17 protein-coding genes are annotated in these 18,736 nt (G+C 72.1%); 10 read left to right on the top strand and 7 right to left on the bottom strand.

Annotated features, from left to right (window positions below; genetic code table 11):
- Positions 1-138 precede the first annotated feature (138 nt).
- Positions 139-552: an anti-sigma regulatory factor gene (locus K7G61_RS09730; protein ID WP_093740726.1), complete on the top strand. Its 414-nt coding sequence runs from the start codon at positions 139-141 to the stop codon at positions 550-552.
- Positions 549-1,649 carry an RNA polymerase sigma factor SigF gene (locus K7G61_RS09725; RefSeq protein ID WP_225846296.1) on the top strand — a complete coding sequence of 367 codons (1,101 nt, stop codon included), beginning with the start codon at positions 549-551 and terminating at the stop codon, positions 1,647-1,649. Before K7G61_RS09730 ends, K7G61_RS09725 begins: the two co-directional genes overlap by 4 nt.
- 70 nt (positions 1,650-1,719) lie before the next feature.
- Here K7G61_RS09725 and K7G61_RS09720 read toward each other — a convergent pair whose 3' ends face one another.
- Positions 1,720-2,364 (bottom strand): hypothetical protein, encoded by a 645-nt coding sequence (locus K7G61_RS09720; RefSeq protein ID WP_225846295.1) that lies wholly within the window; start codon positions 2,362-2,364, stop codon positions 1,720-1,722.
- Positions 2,365-2,412: 48 nt separating this feature from the next.
- Between K7G61_RS09720 and K7G61_RS09715 the strand changes: the two genes are divergently transcribed.
- Both K7G61_RS09715 and K7G61_RS09710 read left to right on the top strand, forming a co-directional pair.
- Positions 2,413-3,381 carry a diacylglycerol kinase family protein gene (locus K7G61_RS09715; protein WP_225846294.1) on the top strand — a complete coding sequence of 323 codons (969 nt, stop codon included), beginning with the start codon at positions 2,413-2,415 and terminating at the stop codon, positions 3,379-3,381.
- Positions 3,382-3,705: 324 nt separating this feature from the next.
- The gene (locus tag K7G61_RS09710) at positions 3,706-3,963 is read left to right on the top strand and encodes a WhiB family transcriptional regulator (protein ID WP_031520293.1); all 258 of its coding nucleotides are present in this window, start codon (positions 3,706-3,708) and stop codon (positions 3,961-3,963) included.
- A gap of 379 nt (positions 3,964-4,342) precedes the next feature.
- On the opposite strand, the gene K7G61_RS09705 is transcribed toward K7G61_RS09710, so the two are convergent.
- The gene (locus tag K7G61_RS09705) at positions 4,343-5,794 is read right to left on the bottom strand and encodes a sensor histidine kinase (RefSeq protein WP_225846361.1); all 1,452 of its coding nucleotides are present in this window, start codon (positions 5,792-5,794) and stop codon (positions 4,343-4,345) included.
- Between the two features lie 735 nt (positions 5,795-6,529).
- Here K7G61_RS09705 and nagB point away from each other — a divergent pair.
- Positions 6,530-7,315 carry a glucosamine-6-phosphate deaminase gene (gene nagB, locus K7G61_RS09700; RefSeq protein ID WP_225846293.1) on the top strand — a complete coding sequence of 262 codons (786 nt, stop codon included), beginning with the start codon at positions 6,530-6,532 and terminating at the stop codon, positions 7,313-7,315.
- A gap of 303 nt (positions 7,316-7,618) precedes the next feature.
- Positions 7,619-8,590: a helix-turn-helix domain-containing protein gene (locus tag K7G61_RS09695; protein WP_225846360.1), complete on the top strand. Its 972-nt coding sequence runs from the start codon at positions 7,619-7,621 to the stop codon at positions 8,588-8,590.
- 60 nt (positions 8,591-8,650) lie between these two features.
- On the opposite strand, the gene mctP is transcribed toward K7G61_RS09695, so the two are convergent.
- The 3 genes from mctP to K7G61_RS09680 form a co-directional block, all read right to left on the bottom strand.
- Positions 8,651-10,303: a monocarboxylate uptake permease MctP gene (mctP, locus tag K7G61_RS09690; RefSeq protein WP_225846292.1), complete on the bottom strand. Its 1,653-nt coding sequence runs from the start codon at positions 10,301-10,303 to the stop codon at positions 8,651-8,653.
- The gene (locus tag K7G61_RS09685) at positions 10,300-10,599 is read right to left on the bottom strand and encodes a DUF3311 domain-containing protein (protein ID WP_225846291.1); all 300 of its coding nucleotides are present in this window, start codon (positions 10,597-10,599) and stop codon (positions 10,300-10,302) included. Before K7G61_RS09685 ends, mctP begins: the two co-directional genes overlap by 4 nt.
- 143 nt (positions 10,600-10,742) lie before the next feature.
- Positions 10,743-11,513, bottom strand: coding sequence for a GntR family transcriptional regulator (locus tag K7G61_RS09680; protein WP_225846359.1), 771 nt, complete (start codon positions 11,511-11,513; stop codon positions 10,743-10,745).
- A gap of 314 nt (positions 11,514-11,827) precedes the next feature.
- Here K7G61_RS09680 and K7G61_RS09675 point away from each other — a divergent pair, with 314 nt between their 5' ends.
- The 4 genes from K7G61_RS09675 (at position 11,828) to K7G61_RS09660 (ending at position 16,602) form a co-directional block, all read left to right on the top strand.
- On the top strand, positions 11,828-13,132 hold the full coding sequence (locus tag K7G61_RS09675; RefSeq protein ID WP_225846290.1) for an extracellular solute-binding protein: 1,305 nt from the start codon (positions 11,828-11,830) through the stop codon (positions 13,130-13,132).
- 49 nt (positions 13,133-13,181) lie between these two features.
- Positions 13,182-14,177 carry a carbohydrate ABC transporter permease gene (locus K7G61_RS09670; protein WP_225846289.1) on the top strand — a complete coding sequence of 332 codons (996 nt, stop codon included), beginning with the start codon at positions 13,182-13,184 and terminating at the stop codon, positions 14,175-14,177.
- Positions 14,178-14,260: 83 nt separating this feature from the next.
- The gene (locus K7G61_RS09665) at positions 14,261-15,064 is read left to right on the top strand and encodes a carbohydrate ABC transporter permease (protein WP_374204100.1); all 804 of its coding nucleotides are present in this window, start codon (positions 14,261-14,263) and stop codon (positions 15,062-15,064) included.
- Positions 15,061-16,602: a glycoside hydrolase family 3 protein gene (locus K7G61_RS09660; protein WP_225846288.1), complete on the top strand. Its 1,542-nt coding sequence runs from the start codon at positions 15,061-15,063 to the stop codon at positions 16,600-16,602. The genes K7G61_RS09665 and K7G61_RS09660 overlap by 4 nt, the downstream gene beginning before the upstream one ends.
- Positions 16,603-16,769: 167 nt before the next feature.
- Here K7G61_RS09660 and def read toward each other — a convergent pair whose 3' ends face one another.
- The gene (def, locus tag K7G61_RS09655; RefSeq protein WP_225846287.1) at positions 16,770-17,393 is read right to left on the bottom strand and encodes a peptide deformylase; all 624 of its coding nucleotides are present in this window, start codon (positions 17,391-17,393) and stop codon (positions 16,770-16,772) included.
- A gap of 139 nt (positions 17,394-17,532) precedes the next feature.
- On the bottom strand, positions 17,533-18,540 hold the full coding sequence (locus K7G61_RS09650; RefSeq protein ID WP_225846286.1) for a tetratricopeptide repeat protein: 1,008 nt from the start codon (positions 18,538-18,540) through the stop codon (positions 17,533-17,535).
- Positions 18,541-18,736 lie beyond the last annotated feature (196 nt).

The raw sequence follows: 18,736 nt of genomic DNA, 5'->3' as shown, positions 1-18,736 counted from the left end.
CACGGTCCGTACTCGTACGCTTACCATGGGTGACAGACGAGGCGGCCGCCGTACTCCGCCCGGGCGACACCGGGGCGGGGATCGCGGTAGCGTCGCTGCGAACCAGAGCAATGACTGTGTGCCACTGTGGAGGTGAGGGTGTCCCAGATCGCAGGCGAGCCCGGGTCGAAGGACTTCGTCGAGGTCCGGTTGCCCGCTGCGGGGGCGTATCTGTCGGTGCTGCGTACGGCCACGGCCGGACTCGCGGCACGACTGGACTTCACCCTCGACGAGATCGAGGATCTGCGCATCGCGGTGGACGAGGCGTGCGCGATCCTCTTGCAGCAGGCGGTCCCAGGATCGGTGCTGAGCTGTGTGTTCCGCCTGGTGGGCGACTCGCTGTGGGTCACCGTGTCCGCCCCGACCACGGACGGCCGCGCCCCGGAGCGGGACACCTTCGCCTGGACGGTGCTGTCCGCCCTCGCCGGTGAGGTGGACTCCACAGTGGCCGAGGACCGGACGGTCAGCATCAGCCTGCACAAGAAGCGCGGCGCCGTCCCAGGACTGTCGTGAAGCCGTCAGACAGCCCCGGCATCCCGGCCGAGCACGAGACCCCCGCGGCGCGGGGCCGTGCTTCCGTGCCCGCCCAGCAGCCCGACCCCGCGGGGGCCGGGCCCGCGGGCCGGGGCCACGCGGCGGCCAGACCGCATCCGGAGCCCGGCACGCGCGCCCGCCGGGACCAGCACAGGGAAGTCTCACAAGCGGCGGAGCAGGCGGAGCAGGCGGACCCGATGGAGCAGCACGAGCACGTGGCGCAGACCGGCGGCGAAGCGGCCGGTGGGGCCGGTGGGGCCGGGCGGCCCGAGCACGAGGCGCCCGCCGACCGGCAGGCCGGTCCGTACGAGCCGCACGACCCGCACGACAGGTCGGGGGCCCGGGCACTGTTCATCGAGCTGAGCCGGCTGCCGGAGGGCTCGCCCGAGCGCGCCGAGCTGCGCAACCAGCTGGTCCGCATGCACCTGCCGCTGGTCGAGCACCTGGCCCGGCGGTTCCGCAACCGGGGCGAGCCGCTGGACGACCTCACCCAGGTCGCCACGATCGGGCTGATCAAGTCGGTCGACCGGTTCGACGTCGAGCGCGGGGTGGAGTTCTCCACGTACGCGACGCCGACCGTGGTCGGCGAGATCAAGCGGCACTTCCGGGACAAGGGCTGGGCGGTGCGGGTGCCGCGCCGCCTGCAGGAGCTGCGGCTGGCGCTGACCACCGCGACCGGCGAGCTGTCCCAGCGGCACGGCCGCGCGCCGACGGTGCACGAGCTGGCCGAGCACCTGAAGATCTCCGAGGAGGAGGTGCTGGAGGGGCTGGAGTCCGCCAACGCGTACAGCACGCTCTCCCTGGACGTCCCCGACACCGACGACGAGTCGCCGGCGGTCGCCGACACGCTCGGCTCGGAGGACGAGGCGCTGGAGGGCGTGGAGTACCGCGAGTCCCTCAAGCCGCTGCTGGAGCAGCTCCCGCCGCGCGAGAAGACGATTCTGCTGCTGCGCTTCTTCGGCAACATGACCCAGTCGCAGATCGCCCAGGAGGTCGGCATCTCCCAGATGCACGTCTCCCGCCTGCTGGCCCGCACCCTGGCCCAGCTGCGGGACAAGCTGCTGATCGACGAATAGCCGACGAGTAGCCGGACAGTGGCCCGGGAGAAGCCCGGGAGAAGCCGGGGAGCGGCCGGGCGGGCGGGTGTTACGAGGACGCCGTCCGCTTGATGCCGAGGGCGTCGGTGGCGGCGGGGTGGACCAGGAGCACGGCGGCGGTCAGCGCCAGCACGCCGAGCGCGATCCCGGCCGGGATGGCGGGGCCGCCGCTGCCCAGCATCGTCCAGGCCAGCGGCAGCGAGATGAGCTGCATGATCAGCGCGGGCCCGCGGCTCCAGCGGCGGGCCTTGCGCAGGCCGTACGCGGCGAACAGCGGGATCGCCGCGAACACCAGCAGCAGCAGACCGGCGGGCACCGCGTTGCTCCCGCCGGTGAAGCACGTCCCGATCCCCCAGGCCGCCACGGCGAGCCCCTCCACGGCCGCCACACCGGCGGCGAGCGTCAGCCGCAGCGTGGGCGTCCCGCCCGCCGTCCCCTCGGGCCCCTCGGCCGCGCCGCCGGCGGGCGACACGGGTTTCCCGGCCGACGCGGGCGACACAGCCGCGCGCCGCACGGCCGAAGCGGCCTTCCCGGCCCCGGCGGCCCCCGCGGCCTTCCCGGGCGCCCCGGCAGTGCCCGCGGCCCCGGCCGCCTCGCGCGCCGCGGCGTCCCCGGGGCGGCCGGCCGCGCCCTGCTTCTGCTTCTGCGCGGGCCGGGCCCCACCGGCCCGGGAGCGCTTGGACGAATTGCTCACAACGGCCAGCGTAGCCCGGGCCGAAACGCGCTGGGTACGCTGTCGACCATGCGTGCTCTCCTCGTGGTCAACCCTGCCGCCACCACCACAAGCGCCAGAGTCCGTGAGGTGATCGGCACCGCGCTGTCCAGCGATCTGAAACTGGACGTGGCGACCACCGAGTACCGGGGGCACGCCCGTGACCTGGCCCGCAGGGCCGCGGAGAGCGGCTCGGTGGAGCTCGTCGTCTCGCTCGGCGGCGACGGCACCGTCAACGAGATCGTCAACGGCCTGCTGCACCACGGCCCCGACCCGGACGCCCTGCCCAAGCTCGCGGTGGTGCCCGGCGGCTCCACCAACGTCTTCGCCCGCGCGCTGGGCCTGCCCAACGACGCCGTGGAGGCGACCGGGGCGCTGCTGGACGCGCTGCGGGCCGGCTCCACCCGTACCGTCGGCCTGGGGCTGGCCGGGGGCACGCGCGGCACCGAGGACGAGGGCGTGCCGGAGCGCTGGTTCACCTTCTGCGCGGGGCTGGGGTTCGACGCCGGGGTCATCGGACGGGTGGAGCAGCAAAGGGAGTTGGGCAAGCGCTCCACGCCCTCGCTGTACCTGCGGCAGGTCGCCCGCCAGTTCCTGGCCGACCCGCACCGCCGCAAGGGCACGATCACCCTGGAGCGGCCCGGCGAGGAGGCGGTCCAAGGGCTGGCGACGGCGATAATCTGCAACACCGCGCCGTGGACGTACATCGGCAACCGGCCGGTGTACGCCTCCCCCGCGGCGTCCTTCGACACCGCCCTCGACCTGCTGGGCGTCACCAAGATGTCCACGATGTCGGGCACGCGTTACGCCGCGCAATTGCTCCGTTCCACCCCGGAACGGGGCCCGCAGGGCAAGCATGCCCTCAGCCTGCACGATCTGACGGACTTCACCTTGCATTCGCAGGCGCCACTGCCCTTCCAGGTGGACGGTGACCACCTCGGGCTGCGTACGAGTGTGACCTTCACAGGCGTACGCCGTGCACTGCGTGTGATTGTGTAAGTCGAAGAGCCTAAAGTCCTTTTACTCGAACGTTTAGCCTGCCCTGCACCCCATGGAAGTACGGCTGTGATCGAGGCGACACCGAGGAATCCAAAAAAAAGTTCCTGAAGGGGTTGTATCTCCCGCCGAGGTTTGCGAGTCTCTAGGTGGCGATCGGGACGGGCCGGGTAGACGGCCCCCGTGAGAGCCCGAATCCTCCACTTCACACCCAGCGGGACCGCACCAGCCGTGAGGCTGGGTGGCGTCCCGTTCCCTGTGAAGGGATTCGTGAAAGCGTTCACATTCACAAGCTATGTGCTTGTCACACAAGGAGTTGGAGCAGCCATGGACTGGCGTCACCGCGCCGTTTGCCGCGAGGAAGACCCCGAGCTCTTCTTCCCCATCGGCAACACCGGTCCTGCGCTGCTGCAGATCGAGGAAGCCAAGGCCGTCTGCCGCCGCTGCCCCGTCATGGAGCAGTGCCTGCAGTGGGCGCTTGAGAGCGGCCAGGACGCCGGTGTCTGGGGTGGGCTCAGTGAGGACGAGCGCCGCGCGATGAAGCGTCGCGCCGCTCGCAACCGAGCCCGCAACGCAAGCGCCTGATTCCCTGGCATTCCCACCGAGCCGCAGCGCGCAGCACCTGCCACACGCGCAGCACATCGCGAGGAGCCCCGTACCAACGACGGTACGGGGCCCTTTGTTTTGCCGCCGGCTCGCCTCCGGCCGCTCGGACCCGGCGCCGACGGTCAACCGTGCTCGGCCGCTCGTCCCTCGCGGCCTGCGCGCGCTCTCCCTTTCGGCACCGGCGCGGCCTTTGGCTCCCCGGCTGTTTTTCCGCCGGCTCGCCTCCGGCCGCTCGGACCCGGCGCCGACGGTCGACCGTGCTCGACCGCTCGTCCCTCGCGGCCTGCGCGCGCTCTCCCTTTCGGCACCGGCGCGGCCTTTGGCTCCCCGGCTGCGGTCCCGGGGGGCCGGGGGGCGGTCACCGGGTTTCGAGGGGCACTTCCAGGACGACCTTCGTCCCGCCGCCGGGGGCCGGCACCATGTCGAAGCCGCCGCCGAGTTCGCCGACGACGAGGGTGCGGACGATCTGCAAGCCCAGGTTGCCCGCCTGCTGGGCGTCGAAGCCCTCGGGCAGGCCCCGCCCGTCGTCCTGGACGACGACCGTGATCAGCTCGCGCCCGCGGACCACGCCGACGTCGACCGAGCCCGACTCGCCCGGCCCGAAGCCGTGTTCGAGGGCGTTCTGCAGCAGTTCGGTGAGCACCATGGACAGCGGCGTGGCGATCTCTGCGGTCAGTATTCCGAACTTGCCGGTCCGCCGGGCGGCCACCCGGCCCGGCGAGATCTCGGCGACCATCGCCAGTACGCGGTCGGCGATCTCGTCGAACTCCACGCTCTCGTCCAGCGTCTGGGACAGCGTCTCGTGCACGATGGCGATCGAGCCCACCCGCCGCACCGCCTCCTCCAGCGCCTCGCGGGCCGGGGCGGCGTCCATCCGGCGGGCCTGCAGGCGCAGCAGGGCGGCCACCGTCTGGAGGTTGTTCTTCACCCGGTGGTGGATCTCCCGGATGGTGGCATCCTTGGTGATCAACTCCCGCTCACGGCGGCGCAGTTCCGTGACGTCCCGGAGCAGGACCAGCGAACCGGTGTGGGTGCCCTTGGGTTTCAGCGGGATGGCACGCAGTTGGATCACCCCGTCGCCGCCCTCCACCTCGAACTCCCGGGGCGCCCAGCCGCTGGCCAGCTTGACCAGCGCCTCGTCCACCGGGCCGCGGGCCGGGGCGAGTTCGGCGGTGGCCTTGCCCAGATGGAGCCCCACCAGGTCGGCAGCCAGGCCGAGGCGGTGGTAGGCCGACAGGGCGTTCGGGCTCGCGTACTGGACCATGCCCTCGGCGTCCAGCCGGATCAGCCCGTCCCCGGCCCGCGGCGAGGCGTCCATGTCCACCTGCTCGGCCGGGAACGGGAACGCCCCCGCGGCGATCATCTGCGCCAGGTCCGAGGCGCTCTGCAGGTAGGTGAGCTCCAGGCGGCTGGGGGTGCGTACGGTGAGCAGGTTGGTGTTGCGGGCGATCACGCCCAGCACGCGCCCGTCCCGCCGTACCGGAATGGACTCGACCCGCACCGGCACCTCCTCGCGCCACTCCGGGTCCCCCTCGCGCACGATCCGGCCCTCGTCCAGCGCCGCGTCCAGCAGCGGGCGCCGGCCGCGCGGCACCAGGTGGCCGACCATGTCGTCCTGGTACGAGGTCGGGCCGGTGTTGGGCCGCATCTGGGCGACCGAGACGTAGCGCGTCCCGTCCCGGGTCGGCACCCACAGCACCAGGTCGGCGAAGGAGAGGTCGGAGAGCAGTTGCCACTCCGAGACGAGCAGGTGCAGCCATTCGAGGTCGGAGTCGCCGAGGGCCGTGTGCTCGCGTACGAGGTCGTTCATGGAGGGCACGCTGCCGAGCGTACCGCCAGGGCCGCGCGGCCCGGGCGAGCGATCGGGCGGGGCGGCCGGGCCCGGGTCCGGCCGGCCGCCGGGCCGGGGTCCGCGCGGGCCGGGCCTGGTCCCGGCGCCGGCCCGCCCCGAGCCGCCGCCGGGCGGGCCACTCACGGTTCACAGGGAATTGGCCTACGATTCCCGGCGGGAGGCATGGACACGAGGCAATGGTCTAGTCCACAATTCCCGGGTAGGTCTTCCGCGCTTCCCGCACAGGAGCGCGGAACGAGGCAAGGCGTTCTCTGCCCTGACTACGCCGCTGCCTCCCGGTCGGCCGGACCGGCCCGCGGGGACCGCACACCCCGCGCGCCCACGGCCGACGGCAGCTCCGGGCTGCGGTGCCCTTGGGGTTGAGGGTCCCCATCCGGCACCGTGGCCCGAAGTGTTTCCGGCCCCCGCCGCCCCGAGGCCCCACCACCCGGCGGTCCACCGCCCCACCGTTCCGCGGCCCGGCCGCGGCCGAAGCGGCGCCCCGGCCCCGCGGCCCGCCGAAAGCCGGCGCAGGACACCCGCCGGGAGGCCGGCCCGCGACCCCGGCCGGACGCCGGCCGGGATTCCCGTCGAGAGTTCCGCCGAGAAGCCGGACGCGCCGGCCGGCCACCCCCGGAGCGGGTCGCCCGTCTGCTAGATTGGTCTATACCACATAGCGCCCGCACCCTCCCTCTCCAGAACGGCAGGCCCAGCGTGGAAGTTGTCATCGTCCCGGACGCCGCCGCGGGCGGCGAACTCGTCGCGGAGGCCATGGCCGCCCTCCTGCGCCGCAAACCCGACGCCCTGCTCGGCGTGGCCACGGGTTCCACCCCGCTGCCGGTCTACGAGGCGCTGGCGCGGAAGGTGCGCTCCGGGGAGGCCGACGCGAGCCGGGCCCGGGTCGCCCAGCTCGACGAGTACGTGGGCCTGCCCGCCGGGCACCCCGAGTCGTACCGCTCCGTCGTCCTGCGCGAGGTGGTCGAGCCGCTCGGCGTCTCCCCCGACTCCTTCATCGGCCCCGACGGCGCCGCCGACGACATAGTCGCGGCCTGCGCGGCCTACGACGCGGCCCTCGCGGCGGCCGGCGGCGTCGACCTGCAGCTGCTCGGCATCGGCACGGACGGGCACATCGGCTTCAACGAGCCCTGCTCGTCGCTGGCCTCCCGGACCCGGATCAAGACGCTCACCGAGCGGACCCGGATCGACAACGCCCGCTTCTTCGGCGGGGACATCGACCAGGTGCCGCGCCATGTGATCACGCAGGGCATCGGCACGATCCTGGAGGCGCGGCACCTGGTGCTGCTGGCCACGGGCGAGGGCAAGGCGGAGGCTGTCGCCCAGGCCGTCGAGGGGCCGGTGGCCGCGGTCGTCCCCGCCTCGGCGCTCCAGCTCCACCCGCACGCGACGGTGGTGGTGGACGAGGCGGCCGCCTCGAAGCTGAAGCTGGCGGCGTACTTCAGGGCGACGTACGCGGCGAAGCCGGACTGGCAGGGTTTGTGAGCCGCGGACCCCGGCTCCGCCCGGCCCCCTCACGCGCCGCGCGCGCGGGGCGGGCCGGAGGGGCCGGCCGCGGCGCCGGTGGCCGGTCCCGGCCCGCCTCGGCCCGTTCGAGCTGCTTGGTGATCCTGCGGTCGGCCCGGTGGCCCAGCGCCGGGACGAAGGTGAGGGCCAGTACGAGGGCCCCCAGGGCGGCGATGTCGAGGAGAACTGTCATGGGTCAAGCCTGCTCTTGGTGCTGACCGCCGCCCAGTGGCAGCACTGCCGTACTACCGCAACATCCTGCCACGTGGCATCGTGGACGCCATGCTGAGGAACGTGGTGACCGTGCTGCTGAACGGCGTGCATCCGTTCGAGCTCGGGGTGGTGTGCGAGATCTTCGGGCTGGACCGCGGGGACGAGGGCCTGCCGGTGTACGACTTCGCGGTGGTCTCGGCGGAGGGGCGCGAGCTGACCACGCACGCCGGTTTCCGCGTGCTCGTCGACCCGGACCTGGACAGGCTGGAGGACGCGGACATGATCGCGGTCCCCGCCGGTGACACCTACGTGGAGCGGGACTACCCGCCCGAGCTGCTCGCCGCGCTGCGCCGCGCGGTGGACCGGGGGGCCACGGTGCTGTCGGTCTGCTCGGGCGTCTTCGTCCTCGGCGCCGCGGGGCTGCTGGACGGGCGCCGCTGCACCGCGCACTGGCGGCACACCGAGGCGCTGTCCCGCCGCTACCCCGAAGCCCGGGTCGAGCCCGACGTCCTCTACGTGGACGACAGCGGGGTGATCACCTCGGCCGGTACGGCGTCCGGCATCGACGCCTGCCTCCACCTGGTGCGCAAGGAGCAGGGCAGCGCCGTGGCCAACGGGATCGCCCGCCGCATGGTGGTGCCGCCGCACCGCGAGGGCGGGCAGGCGCAGTACGTGGACCGGCCGCTGCCCCGCGCCAAGAGCGACACCGTGGCCGGCGTCCTGTCGTGGATGGAACGCCACCTCGACCGCGAGGTGACCGTCGAGGAACTCGCCGCCAGGGCCCACATGTCGCCGCGCACCTTCGCCCGGCGCTTCCAGCAGGAGACGGGCACGACGCCCTACCGGTGGCTCCTGGGCCAGCGGGTGCTGCTCGCCCGCGAACTGCTGGAGGCGACGGACGGGACGATCGACTCCATCGCGGTGCGCGCGGGGTTCGGCAACGCGGCGACCTTCCGCCACCACTTCGCCCGGTGGGTGGGCACGACCCCGCAGGCGTACCGCCGCGCCTTCCGCGACCCCGGGCGCGAGCTGAGCGCGTAAAGCTCCCGTCCGCCGTAAAGGAGGAGGGGCGCGGGGAACCCTCCCCGCGCCCCTCGTGGCCTACCCCGCGGGGCTGGGCTCGGGCAGTCCCGGCGCCACGCCAGGCTCGTCCGGCTTGGCCTGCGGCGTCTCCTCGGCCTCTGCGAGGTAGTCGGCGGGAGCCGTCTCGTCGGCGCCGGCCGGGACCTTCAGGAGGTTCAGGACGAGGGTGAGCACGATCACCACGCCGACGTTGAGGGCGAACGCGGTGAGGCCGATGTATCCCTTCTCGCCGATACCCGGAATGGTGTCGGCGTTGCCGCCGAAGTGATGCTGGGCCGGGCTGGCCTGGTCGTACGCCTTCCAGGTGCCGTAGGCCATGCCCGCGGCCCAGCCGGCCAGCAGCGCCCAGCGGTGGAACCAGCGGGTGAACAGGCCGCCGACGATGGCCGGGAAGGTCTGCAGTATCCAGATGCCGCCGAGCAGCTGGAAGTTGATGGCCACGGTCTTGTCCATGGCGAGGACGAAGACGAGTGCGCCGATCTTCACCACCAGGGAGACCAGCTTCGAGACCCGGGTCTCCTCCGCGGGGGTGGCGTCGGGCCGGAACAGGTCCTTGTAGATGTTGCGGGTGAAGAGGTTGGCGGACGCGATGGACATGATGGCCGCCGGTACGAGGGCGCCGATGGCGATGGCGGCGAAGGCCACGCCCGCGAACCACGAGGGGAACACGTTCTCGAACAGTTGCGGGATGGCGAGCTGCGCGTTGTAGCCCTTGACGCCCTTGCCGACGCCGTCGGCCAGCGCCATGAAGCCGAGCATGGCCAGCAGGCCGAGCATCAGCGAGTACAGCGGCAGGATGGTGGTGTTGCGGCGGATGGTGTTGCGGCTCTTGCTCGCCAGCACGCCGGTCACCGAGTGCGGGTACATGAACAGGGCCATCGCCGAGCCCATGGCGAGGGTGGCGTACGTCCACTGCGCCTTGGGCGCGGTCACCAGGGAGCCCTTGGGCTTGCCGGTCACCGGGTTCTTGACGGCGTAGGCGTCCTTGGCGTGGTGGAAGATGTCGTCGAAGCCGCCCAGCTTGTACGGGATGTAGATGACCGCCACGGCGATGACGATGTAGATCAGCGCGTCCTTGACGAAGGCGATCAGCGCCGGCGCCCGCAGGCCGGAGGAGTAGGTGTAGGCGGCGAGCACACCGAAGGCGATGAACAGCGGCAGGTCCTTGACGAACCAGTTGCCGGTGCCGCCGATGCCCATCACGTTCAGCACCGCCTGGATGCCGACGAGCTGAAGCGCGATGTACGGCATGGTGGCCACGATGCCGGTGATCGCCACGGCCACCGACAGGGTCTTGGAGCCGTAGCGGCCGCGGACGAAGTCGGACGGGGTCACGTACCCGTGCCGGTGCGACACCGACCACAGCCGGGGCAGGAACAGGAAGACCAGCGGGTAGGCGACGATCGTGTACGGGACCGCGAAGAAGCCGGCCGCGCCCGCGGAGTAGATGGCGGCGGGCACCGCGACGAAGGTGTACGCGGTGTAGAGGTCGCCGCCGAGCAGGAACCAGGTGATCCAGGTGCCGAAGCTGCGCCCGCCCAGACCCCACTCGTCGAGGTGGAGGGCGTCCTGCGCGCGGCGCCAGCGGGCGGCCATGAAGCCCATCACGGTGACGACGAGGAAGAGGAAGAGGCAGACGCCGAGGGCGACGCCGTTGACGTCGTTCTTCACCGGCCCGCTCCTTCCCCGTGTGCCCGCTGCGCCCGCTCCTCGGCCCGCACCAGGGCGTAGGCGGCGTAGGTCAGCGCGGCCGTGACCGGGACCCAGGCGATCTGGTACCAGTAGAAGAAGGGGATGCCGATGAACTGGGGCGTCGTCCGTGAGTAGGAGTTCACCCACAGCATGGCGACGAACGGAATGACGATGCAGATTCCGGCCACCACGCGCCGGGGGGTGACGACCGGCGGCCGCACCCCCCGCACCGACTGGACCGGTTCTCCCGACCGGACCGGCTGATCTTCGGACAAAGCAGTGCTCCCGTCCCCTAGAGCTGCGGTCTGACTCGCGCGGCAATCTAAGGGAAGGTACCGACACCCGTCACTACCTGCGCGTACAACGGTGCGGACACGATCGGTGACGGGTCCCGGGCCGGCCGGCGGGCGGGACCGGCTCAGTCGGCCGGGCGGCTGAGCCTGGCCACGAACTTGTAGCGGTCGCCGCGGTAGACGGACCGCACCCACTCGACCGGTTCACCTGTGGTGTCGATGGAGTGCCGGGAGAGCATCAGCATCGGCAGCCCCACGTCCGTACCGAGCAGGCCGGCCTCGCGCGGGGTGGCCAGGGAGGTCTCGATGGTCTCCTCGGCCTCGGCGAGGTGGACGTCGTAGACCTCGGCGAGGGCGGTGTAGAGCGAGGTGTGCTTGGCCAGGCTGCGGCGCAGCGCCGGGAAGCGCTTGGCCGACAGGTGGGTGGTCTCGATGGCCATGGGTTCGCCGTTGGCCAGCCGCAGGCGTTCGATGCGCAGCACCCGGCCGCCGGCCTTCATGTCGAGGAGTTCGGCGAGGCGGTCGTCGGCGGTGATGTAGCCGATGTCGAGCAGCTGGGAGGCCGGCTCCAGGCCCTGGGCGCGCATGTCCTCGGTGTACGAGGTCAGTTGCAGGGCCTGGGAGACCTTGGGCTTGGCGACGAAGGTGCCCTTGCCCTGGATGCGCTCCAAGCGGCCCTCGACGACCAGTTCCTGCAGGGCCTGGCGCACGGTGGTACGGGAGGTGTCGAAGTCGGTGGCCAGGGTGCGCTCGGGCGGTACGGGGGTGCCGGGCGGCATGGTCCGGGTGATGTCCAGCAGATGCCGCTTCAGCCGGTAGTACTTGGGCACGCGGGCGGTGCGGCCCGCGGCCCCGTTCCCCGTGGCCTCCGCCGCCGTGCCCGCGTCGCTGCCCATGACGTCCACTCCCGACTGCTGTCGTTCCCGCACCGGCTTCCTCCGTTGATCGCGGCTCACATGGTGGCACGGGCCGCCCCGCAGGAGGGAGGCGGTCCGGAAGCCCGGTGCCGAGGTGTCGGTCCGGTAACGGAGCCGACCTGTGCTCTTATACACCCTTGACACCCCTAAAGGTCTAGGCCAAGCTCCGATTACTGGTCTACACCAATAAGGCCGATCCCAGACCCACGAGCGCCACGCGGCTCCCGCATGCCCCGCGGAGACCGGCATTTCGGGTGATGGGGGGAGTTTCGGGCATCCCTGAGGAGGGTGGCGTGAAGCGCAAGCTCATCGCGGCGATCGGCGTCGCGACCATGATCGCCGGTGTCGCGGCCTGCGGGTCCGGCAAGAAGGACGACAACGGCGGCAAGGCCGGCGGCAGCGGCTCGTCGGCGCCCAAGTCGATCACGGTCTGGCTCACCGTCGACGCGCAGCACAACTGGCCGGAACTGGTCAAGGCCGCCGACGACGCGCTGGTCGCCAAGCACCCGGGCCTGAAGGTCGACCACGAGTACTACGCCTGGCCGGACAAGAACGCCAAGCTCGACGCGGTGCTCGCCACCGACAAGGCCCCCGACGTGGTCGAGATGGGCAACACCGAGATGGTGCCGTACATGGCCGAGGGCGCCTTCGCGCAGCTCGACCCGTCGAAGTTCGACAACTCCGGCACGTGGCTGGACGGCCTGAAGCAGTCCGTCACCTACGACGGCCACACCTACGGCGTCCCGTACTACGCCGCCGCCCGCATCGCGACCTGGCGCAAGGACGTCGCGTCCGCCGCCGGCGTCTCCGGCACCCCCAAGAGCTGGACCGAACTGACCGCCGACCTGGACAGGATCCAGGCCAAGGAGGGCTCGAAGTTCAGCGCCTGGTACCAGCCCACCCGCGACTGGTACGCCGCGATGTCCTTCGTCTACGACGCCGGCGGCGCCATAGCCAAGCAGGACGGCGGCCAGTGGAAGGGCACGCTGGAGGACCCCGCCGCGGTCCAGGGCCTGACCGCCTGGAAGAACGCCGAGGCCAGGTACATGCACGGCGACCTGACGAAGGACGAGTCCGACCGGTACATCGTCTACGGCCAGGGCAAGGCCGCCATGATCTACGCGCCCGGCTGGGAGGCGCCCTCGGCCGCCGACCCGAAGTTCGACAAGACCGGCGGCAAGCTGAAGGACAACCTCGTCAACTTCGTGATGCCCGGCCCGTCCGGCAAGCAGCTCCCGGTCTTCCTCGGCGGCTCGGACCTGGCCGTGCCGACGAAGTCCAAGGCGCAGGACCTGGCCGCCGAGTGGATCGAGGACTTCACGAACACCAAGGGCCAGCAGGGCCTGATGGGCAAGGGCAACCTGCCCAACAACACCACCCAGCTCGCCGCCCTGCAGTCGGACCCGGCCTCCGCGGTCACCGCCGAGGCGGCCAGGAGCAGTTGGTTCGTGCCCACCGCTCCCGGCTGGGGCACCGTCGAGAAGCAGAAGACCCTGCAGGACATGCTGCAGGCCATCGCCACCGGCAAGAAGTCGGTGCAGCAGGCGGCGAAGGACGCGGACTCCGCGATCGACAAGGTCATCAACGTCAAGAACTGACCTGACCCGATCCGCCCAGCAGCAGACACCGGATGCCGAGGAGCGCGTGATGAGTGCCGCCGAGACAACCACCGCAAAGGTGCCGCCACCGCGGCACTCGTCACCTCCCCCGCCGCGGCGGGGGATCCCGCGCCGGCCGCGCGGCGGCGGCCGCCTCGTCCGCTGGGCGGCGCCATGGCTGCTGCTGGCGCCCTGCCTGCTGGTGCTGGGCCTGGTGCTGGGCTATCCGCTCGTGCGCCTGGCCACCTTGTCCTTCCAGGACTACAAGAAGCCGCAGTTGTGGGGCTTCAAGCCCGCCACCTGGGTCGGCTTCGACAACTACCGGGCGATCCTGAGCGACGGCGAGTTCTGGCACGTCGTCGTCCGCACCGTCGTCTTCGCCGGCGTCGCCGTCCTCGTCACCATGGTCGCGGGGATGCTCGTCGCCTTGCTGCTGCAGCGGGTCTCGCCGTGGGTGAAGGCGCTGATCAACATCGCCCTGGTGGCGAGCTGGGCGATGCCGGTCGTGGTCGCCGTCACCGTCTTCAAGTGGATGTTCGACACCGACTACGGCGTCGTCAACTGGGTGCTGAGCAGGCTGCCCGGGGTGGACTACGACGGGCACAACTGGTTCGCCTCGGGCCCCGAGGGCCTGACCGTCATCATGCTGCTGGTGGTGTGGGGCGCGATCCCGTTCGTCGCCGTCACCCTGGGCGCCGGCCTCACCCAGGTGCCCAAGGAACTGGAGGAGGCCGCGCGCCTCGACGGCGCGGGCGCCCTCGGCGTCTTCCGCTACGTGACCTTCCCGATCATCAAGCCGCTGGTGGTCATGATGACCACCCTGTCGGTGATCTGGGACATGGGCGTCTTCCCGCAGGTGTGGCTGATGCGCGGCGGCCATCCCGAGCCGGGGTTCCAGCTCCTGACGACGTACTCGTACGACAAGGCGTTCGGCGTGAACGACTACGCCACGGGCTCGGCGATCGCGCTGATCACCGTGGTGCTGCTGATGGGTGTGGTCGCCGTGTACATGCGGCAGATGCTGAAGATCGGAGAGGTGGAGTGAGCGCACCGACCACGACGCCCGCGGACCGGGTGACGCCGTCCGCCAGGGCCGCCGCACTCGCCGCCCGCAGGCGCCGCGGCAGGATCACGTACGACGTCCTGGGCCTGATCGTGTTCGCCGTCAGCGCCTTCCCGGTGTACTGGATGCTCAACACGGCCTTCAAACCGGCCAAGGACGCCATCGACCCGACCCCGCACTTCTTCCCGTACCCCGTGTCGCTGGAGAACTTCCGGCGGGCGCTGGACATCAGCGACTTCTGGGGGCCGGTCGAGCGCAGCCTCGTCGTGAGCGCGGCCACCGTGGTGATCGGCGCGGTCATCGGGCTGCTGGCGGCCCTGGCCATCTCGCGGTTCGCCTTCCGCGGCCGCAAGATCGTCGTCGTCGGCATCCTGACCGTCCAGATGGTGCCGCTGGTGGCCATGATCATCCCGGTGTTCCTGCTGCTCAACCGGATCCACCAGATCGACAAGCTGTCCGGCCTCGTACTGACCTACCTGACCTTCATCCTGCCCTTCACCGTGTGGACGCTGCGCGGCTTCCTCGTCAACATCCCCAAGGAGCTGGAGGAGGCCGCGATGGTGGACGGGTGCGGCCGCACCGGGGCCTTCCTGCGCGTGGTCTTCCCGCTGCTGGCCCCCGGCCTGGTCGCCACCTCGATCTACGGCTTCATCCAGGCGTGGAACGAGTTCCTCTACGCCCTGCTGGTGATGAGCCAGGAGCACCAGACGGCGACGGTGTGGCTGAGCGGCTTCACCACCCAGCACGGCACCGAATACGCTCCGATGATGGCCGGATCGACCATGATGGGCATCCCCATCGTGGTGCTGTTCCTCCTTGTCCAGCGCAAGATGGCCGCCGGCCTGACCGCCGGCGCGGTGAAGGGATGACCGCCATTTCCGCCCACTCGTCCGGGGCCGCGCCCGTCGCCCCCGCCGGCGACACCTCCGGCTCCCTGGCCCGCGACGCGCTCGCCGTCCTCCAGCCCGGCTTCACCGGCACCACCGCCCCGGACTGGGTGCTGCGCCGCCTGGAGGAGGGGCTGGGCTCGGTCGCCCTGTTCTCCCGCAACATCGAGACGCCCGAGCAGGTGGCCGCGCTGACCGCCCGGCTGCGGCAAGTGCGCCCCGACGTCCTGGTCGCAGCCGACGAGGAGGGCGGCGACGTCACCCGTATCGAGTCGCGCGGCGGCTCGTCCTTCCCCGGCAACCTGGCGCTGGGCGCCGTGGACGACGTGGAGCTGACCCGGGCGGTGGCCGCCGAACTGGGCCGCCGGCTGGCCGGGTGCGGGGTCAACCTCGACTGGGCGCCCTCCGCGGACGTCAACTCCGACCCCGGCAACCCGGTCATCGGGGTACGGTCCTTCGGCGCCGACCCCGCACTCGTGGCCCGCAACACCGCCGCCTACGTGGCGGGCCTGCAGTCCGCCGGGGTCGCCGCCAGTGTCAAGCACTTCCCCGGCCACGGCGACACCGCGACCGACTCCCATCTCGCGCTGCCCCGCGTCGACGTGGACCTGGACACCCTGCGCTCCCGCGAACTCGTGCCCTTCCGGGCCGCGCTGGAGGCCGGCGCCAAGGTCGTGATGAGCGCGCACATCCTGGTGCCCGCCCTCGACCCGGACCTGCCCGCCACCTTGTCCCGCGCCGCGCTGACCGGCCTGCTGCGCGCCCCCGCCCCGGCCGGCGGCCTCGGCTTCGACGGCCTGATCGTCACCGACGGCATCGAGATGCGGGCGATCTCCGACACCTACGGGATCCGGCGCGGCACCGTCATGGCGCTCGCCGCGGGCGCCGACGCCATCTGCGTGGGCGGCGGCCTGTCGGACGAGGACACCGTCCTGGCGCTGCGCGACGCCATTGTCGCGGCCGTACGGGACGGCTCCCTGCCGGCCGAACGTCTCGCCGACGCGGCGGCCCGGGTACGGGCGCTGGCCGCGTGGGCCGCCGAACGCTCGGGGGCGGCGGAAGAACTCGCGCCCGACCCCGGCGTCGGCCTGGAGGCGGCCCGGCGTGCCGTGCGCGTCACCCGCGGCCCCGGCTTCACCCCGCTGTCCTCGCCGCCCTATGTCGCGGCGTTCACCCCGGTCGCCAACATCGCCGTCGGCGACGTGACGCCGTGGGGAGTGGCCGCCGAACTCGAACGCCTCCTGCCCGGCACCGAGACCGGCACCTACCGCTCGCAGGACGTCACCGGCCTGCTCGCCGCGGCCGGCCCGCGGCCGGTCGTGGCCGTGGTCCGCGACATGCACCGGCACCCGTGGATGGCCTCCGCCGTGGCCGCCCTGCTGGCCGCCCGCCCGGACACGGTCGTGGTCGAGATGGGTGTACCCCAGGCCCCGCCCGCGGGCGCCCTGCACGTCGCGACCCACGGCGCCGCCAGGGTCTGCGGGGAGGCGGCGGCGGAGGCGATCGTCTCGGCGCGATAGTGCGAAGGCCTCGCGGCGCCAAGGCCTCGGCGTCGCGAGGCAACAGGGCATCGGCAGGGCATCGGGTCGGCAGGCCCGGTTCGATGCCGGTCGGCGAGCCCCGCCTGAACTCCCCGCGTCCACTGCGCCCGGCCCGCGCGTCCGGTGAGCCCGCGGCCGGGGCCGCCTCAGTCGTTCGGGACCGTCTCGAACCTCGGGGTGGCCTCGGCCATCTGCCGCAGCACGTCCTTGCGCTCGCGCTTGGACAGCCGGTCGATGTAGAGGCGGCCGTACAGGTGGTCCGTCTCGTGCTGCAGGCAGCGGGCGAAGTAGCCGGTCCCCTGGACGCGGATCGGGTTGCCCTGGGCGTCCTGGCCGCGGACCACGGCGTAGTCGGGGCGGGCCAGCTCCTTGTAGGCGCCGGGTACGGACAGGCAGCCCTCGTTGGAGTCGTCCAGCCGGCGCCGCTCGGCGGGCAGCTCCTCCAGCACCGGGTTGCAGACCGCGCCCACGTGCCGGACGTTGTTGTCGTCCGGGCAGTCGTACACGAACACCTTCAGGTCGACGCCGATCTGGTTGGCGGCCAGGCCCACGCCCTCGGCTGCGCGCTGACTGGCGAACATGTCGTCGATCAGGGCGGCGAGGTCGTCGTCGAAGGACGTGACGTCCTTGCACTCGCGGTGCAGCACCGGGTTGCCGACCACGGTGATCGGGCGGGCCGTGCCGCGCTCGCGGTACGCCTGCTCGCGCGCCTCGGCGTCCGCCACATCGTCGATGAACGCCTGGTCCTGCTCGATCTGCTGCTGGGACATCTGAGCCGTACGCCTTCCCGGAACCCGAAAGTGATCCTCCCAATCGTACGGGCCCGGGCAAGAGTGCCTCCACGCCCCGACCGGCCCGGCCCCCGACACCGGGTTCAAGCACCCGGAGGCGAACCGAGCCCGGAAAAAATCAGCACACCTCTTCGAGGTCGCGCCAGGCGCGGCTGTCCGGGCTGTCGGCGACCCAGCCGTCGAGCAGGCCGCGGACCAGGCCGGCGGGAGCCGCGATGCCGCACTCGCGCTCCTGCGACCACTGCGGGCCCTCGCTGCCGTGGCTGAGGTGGCTCAGATGGCCGGGGTGGCCGGGTTCGCCCTGGTCGTGGGGGTCGCGGGTGGCGGCGGAGCCGTCGTCGGTGGGCATCCGGCTCTCGGAGCACGTACGGCACAGCAGCCGGACCGAGGACGACCAGTCCTCGGCGGCGTACCCGGCTTCGGCGGCCAGCCGTTCAAGGGCGTCGCGGTCGGCCTCGGTGGCGGCCTCCAGCAGCACCAGCCAGGTCGGCACGGGGGACGGCGCCCACAGTTCGATCTCGTCGAAGACCGGGTAGACGGCCGGGCCGCCCAGCGCGTCCGACGTGGCCCGCTCGCCGTGCGGGACCCCGTCGTGCAGGACGACCTCGCCCCAGCGGCGGCCGGAGGACGGCAGCGGGATCGAGAGCACCTCTATGCGCGCCGGGTCGAGCCGGCGGCCCCAGACCACCTCGGCCTCGCCCTCGGGGGACAGCCGCACGGCGGCGCTGCCCAGCGGCATCCGGACCGACTCCTCGCCGATGCGCTCCGCGGTGCCGGACGGCATCCGCAGGCCGTACGCCTGCCAGGCGCGGCGGGCCAGCGGCCAGTCCTGCAGGGCGGTCGCGGCGATGCCCAGGTTCCACCAGTCGGGCGCGCCGACCGGGCGGTCGAGCAGCGCGACCGCGCGCAGCCCGGCGATCCTGGCCTGCGCCCAGTCGTGCCGGAACTTGTGCAGCAGGGCCAGGTTGTACCAGGACTCCGACAGCCACGGTTCGAGGTCGGCGGCCCGGGTGAGCAGCGCGCCCGCGTCCTCGTAACGGCCGTCGTCGATCAGTGAGAACGCCCGGTCGGTGGCCTGCCGCCAGGTCGGCGACGGCCGGTGCCGCACTCTGCCGAAGATCTTCAACGTCGTTACCCGCCTGCCCGATCAGCCGTTTCCTGCCAGGACGTCGCCTTCCCGCACCGCGTTCACGCCCCCCGTACGACACCAACCTTGCACATTCTGTCTGCCGTCTCAGCCCGAAATGCGGCCCCCGGCAAGGGGCCGGCCACCACGGACCTCCTTGCCGTCCCGACGGGCATCCAACCATGCCCTGGTGGGG

The organism is Streptomyces sp. HPF1205 (genome assembly GCF_020400825.1).
Classification (GTDB): Bacteria; Actinomycetota; Actinomycetes; order Streptomycetales; family Streptomycetaceae; genus Actinacidiphila.
The sequence above is the reverse complement of the archived record's forward strand: the minus strand, read 5'-3'. Positions and strand labels throughout refer to the sequence as shown.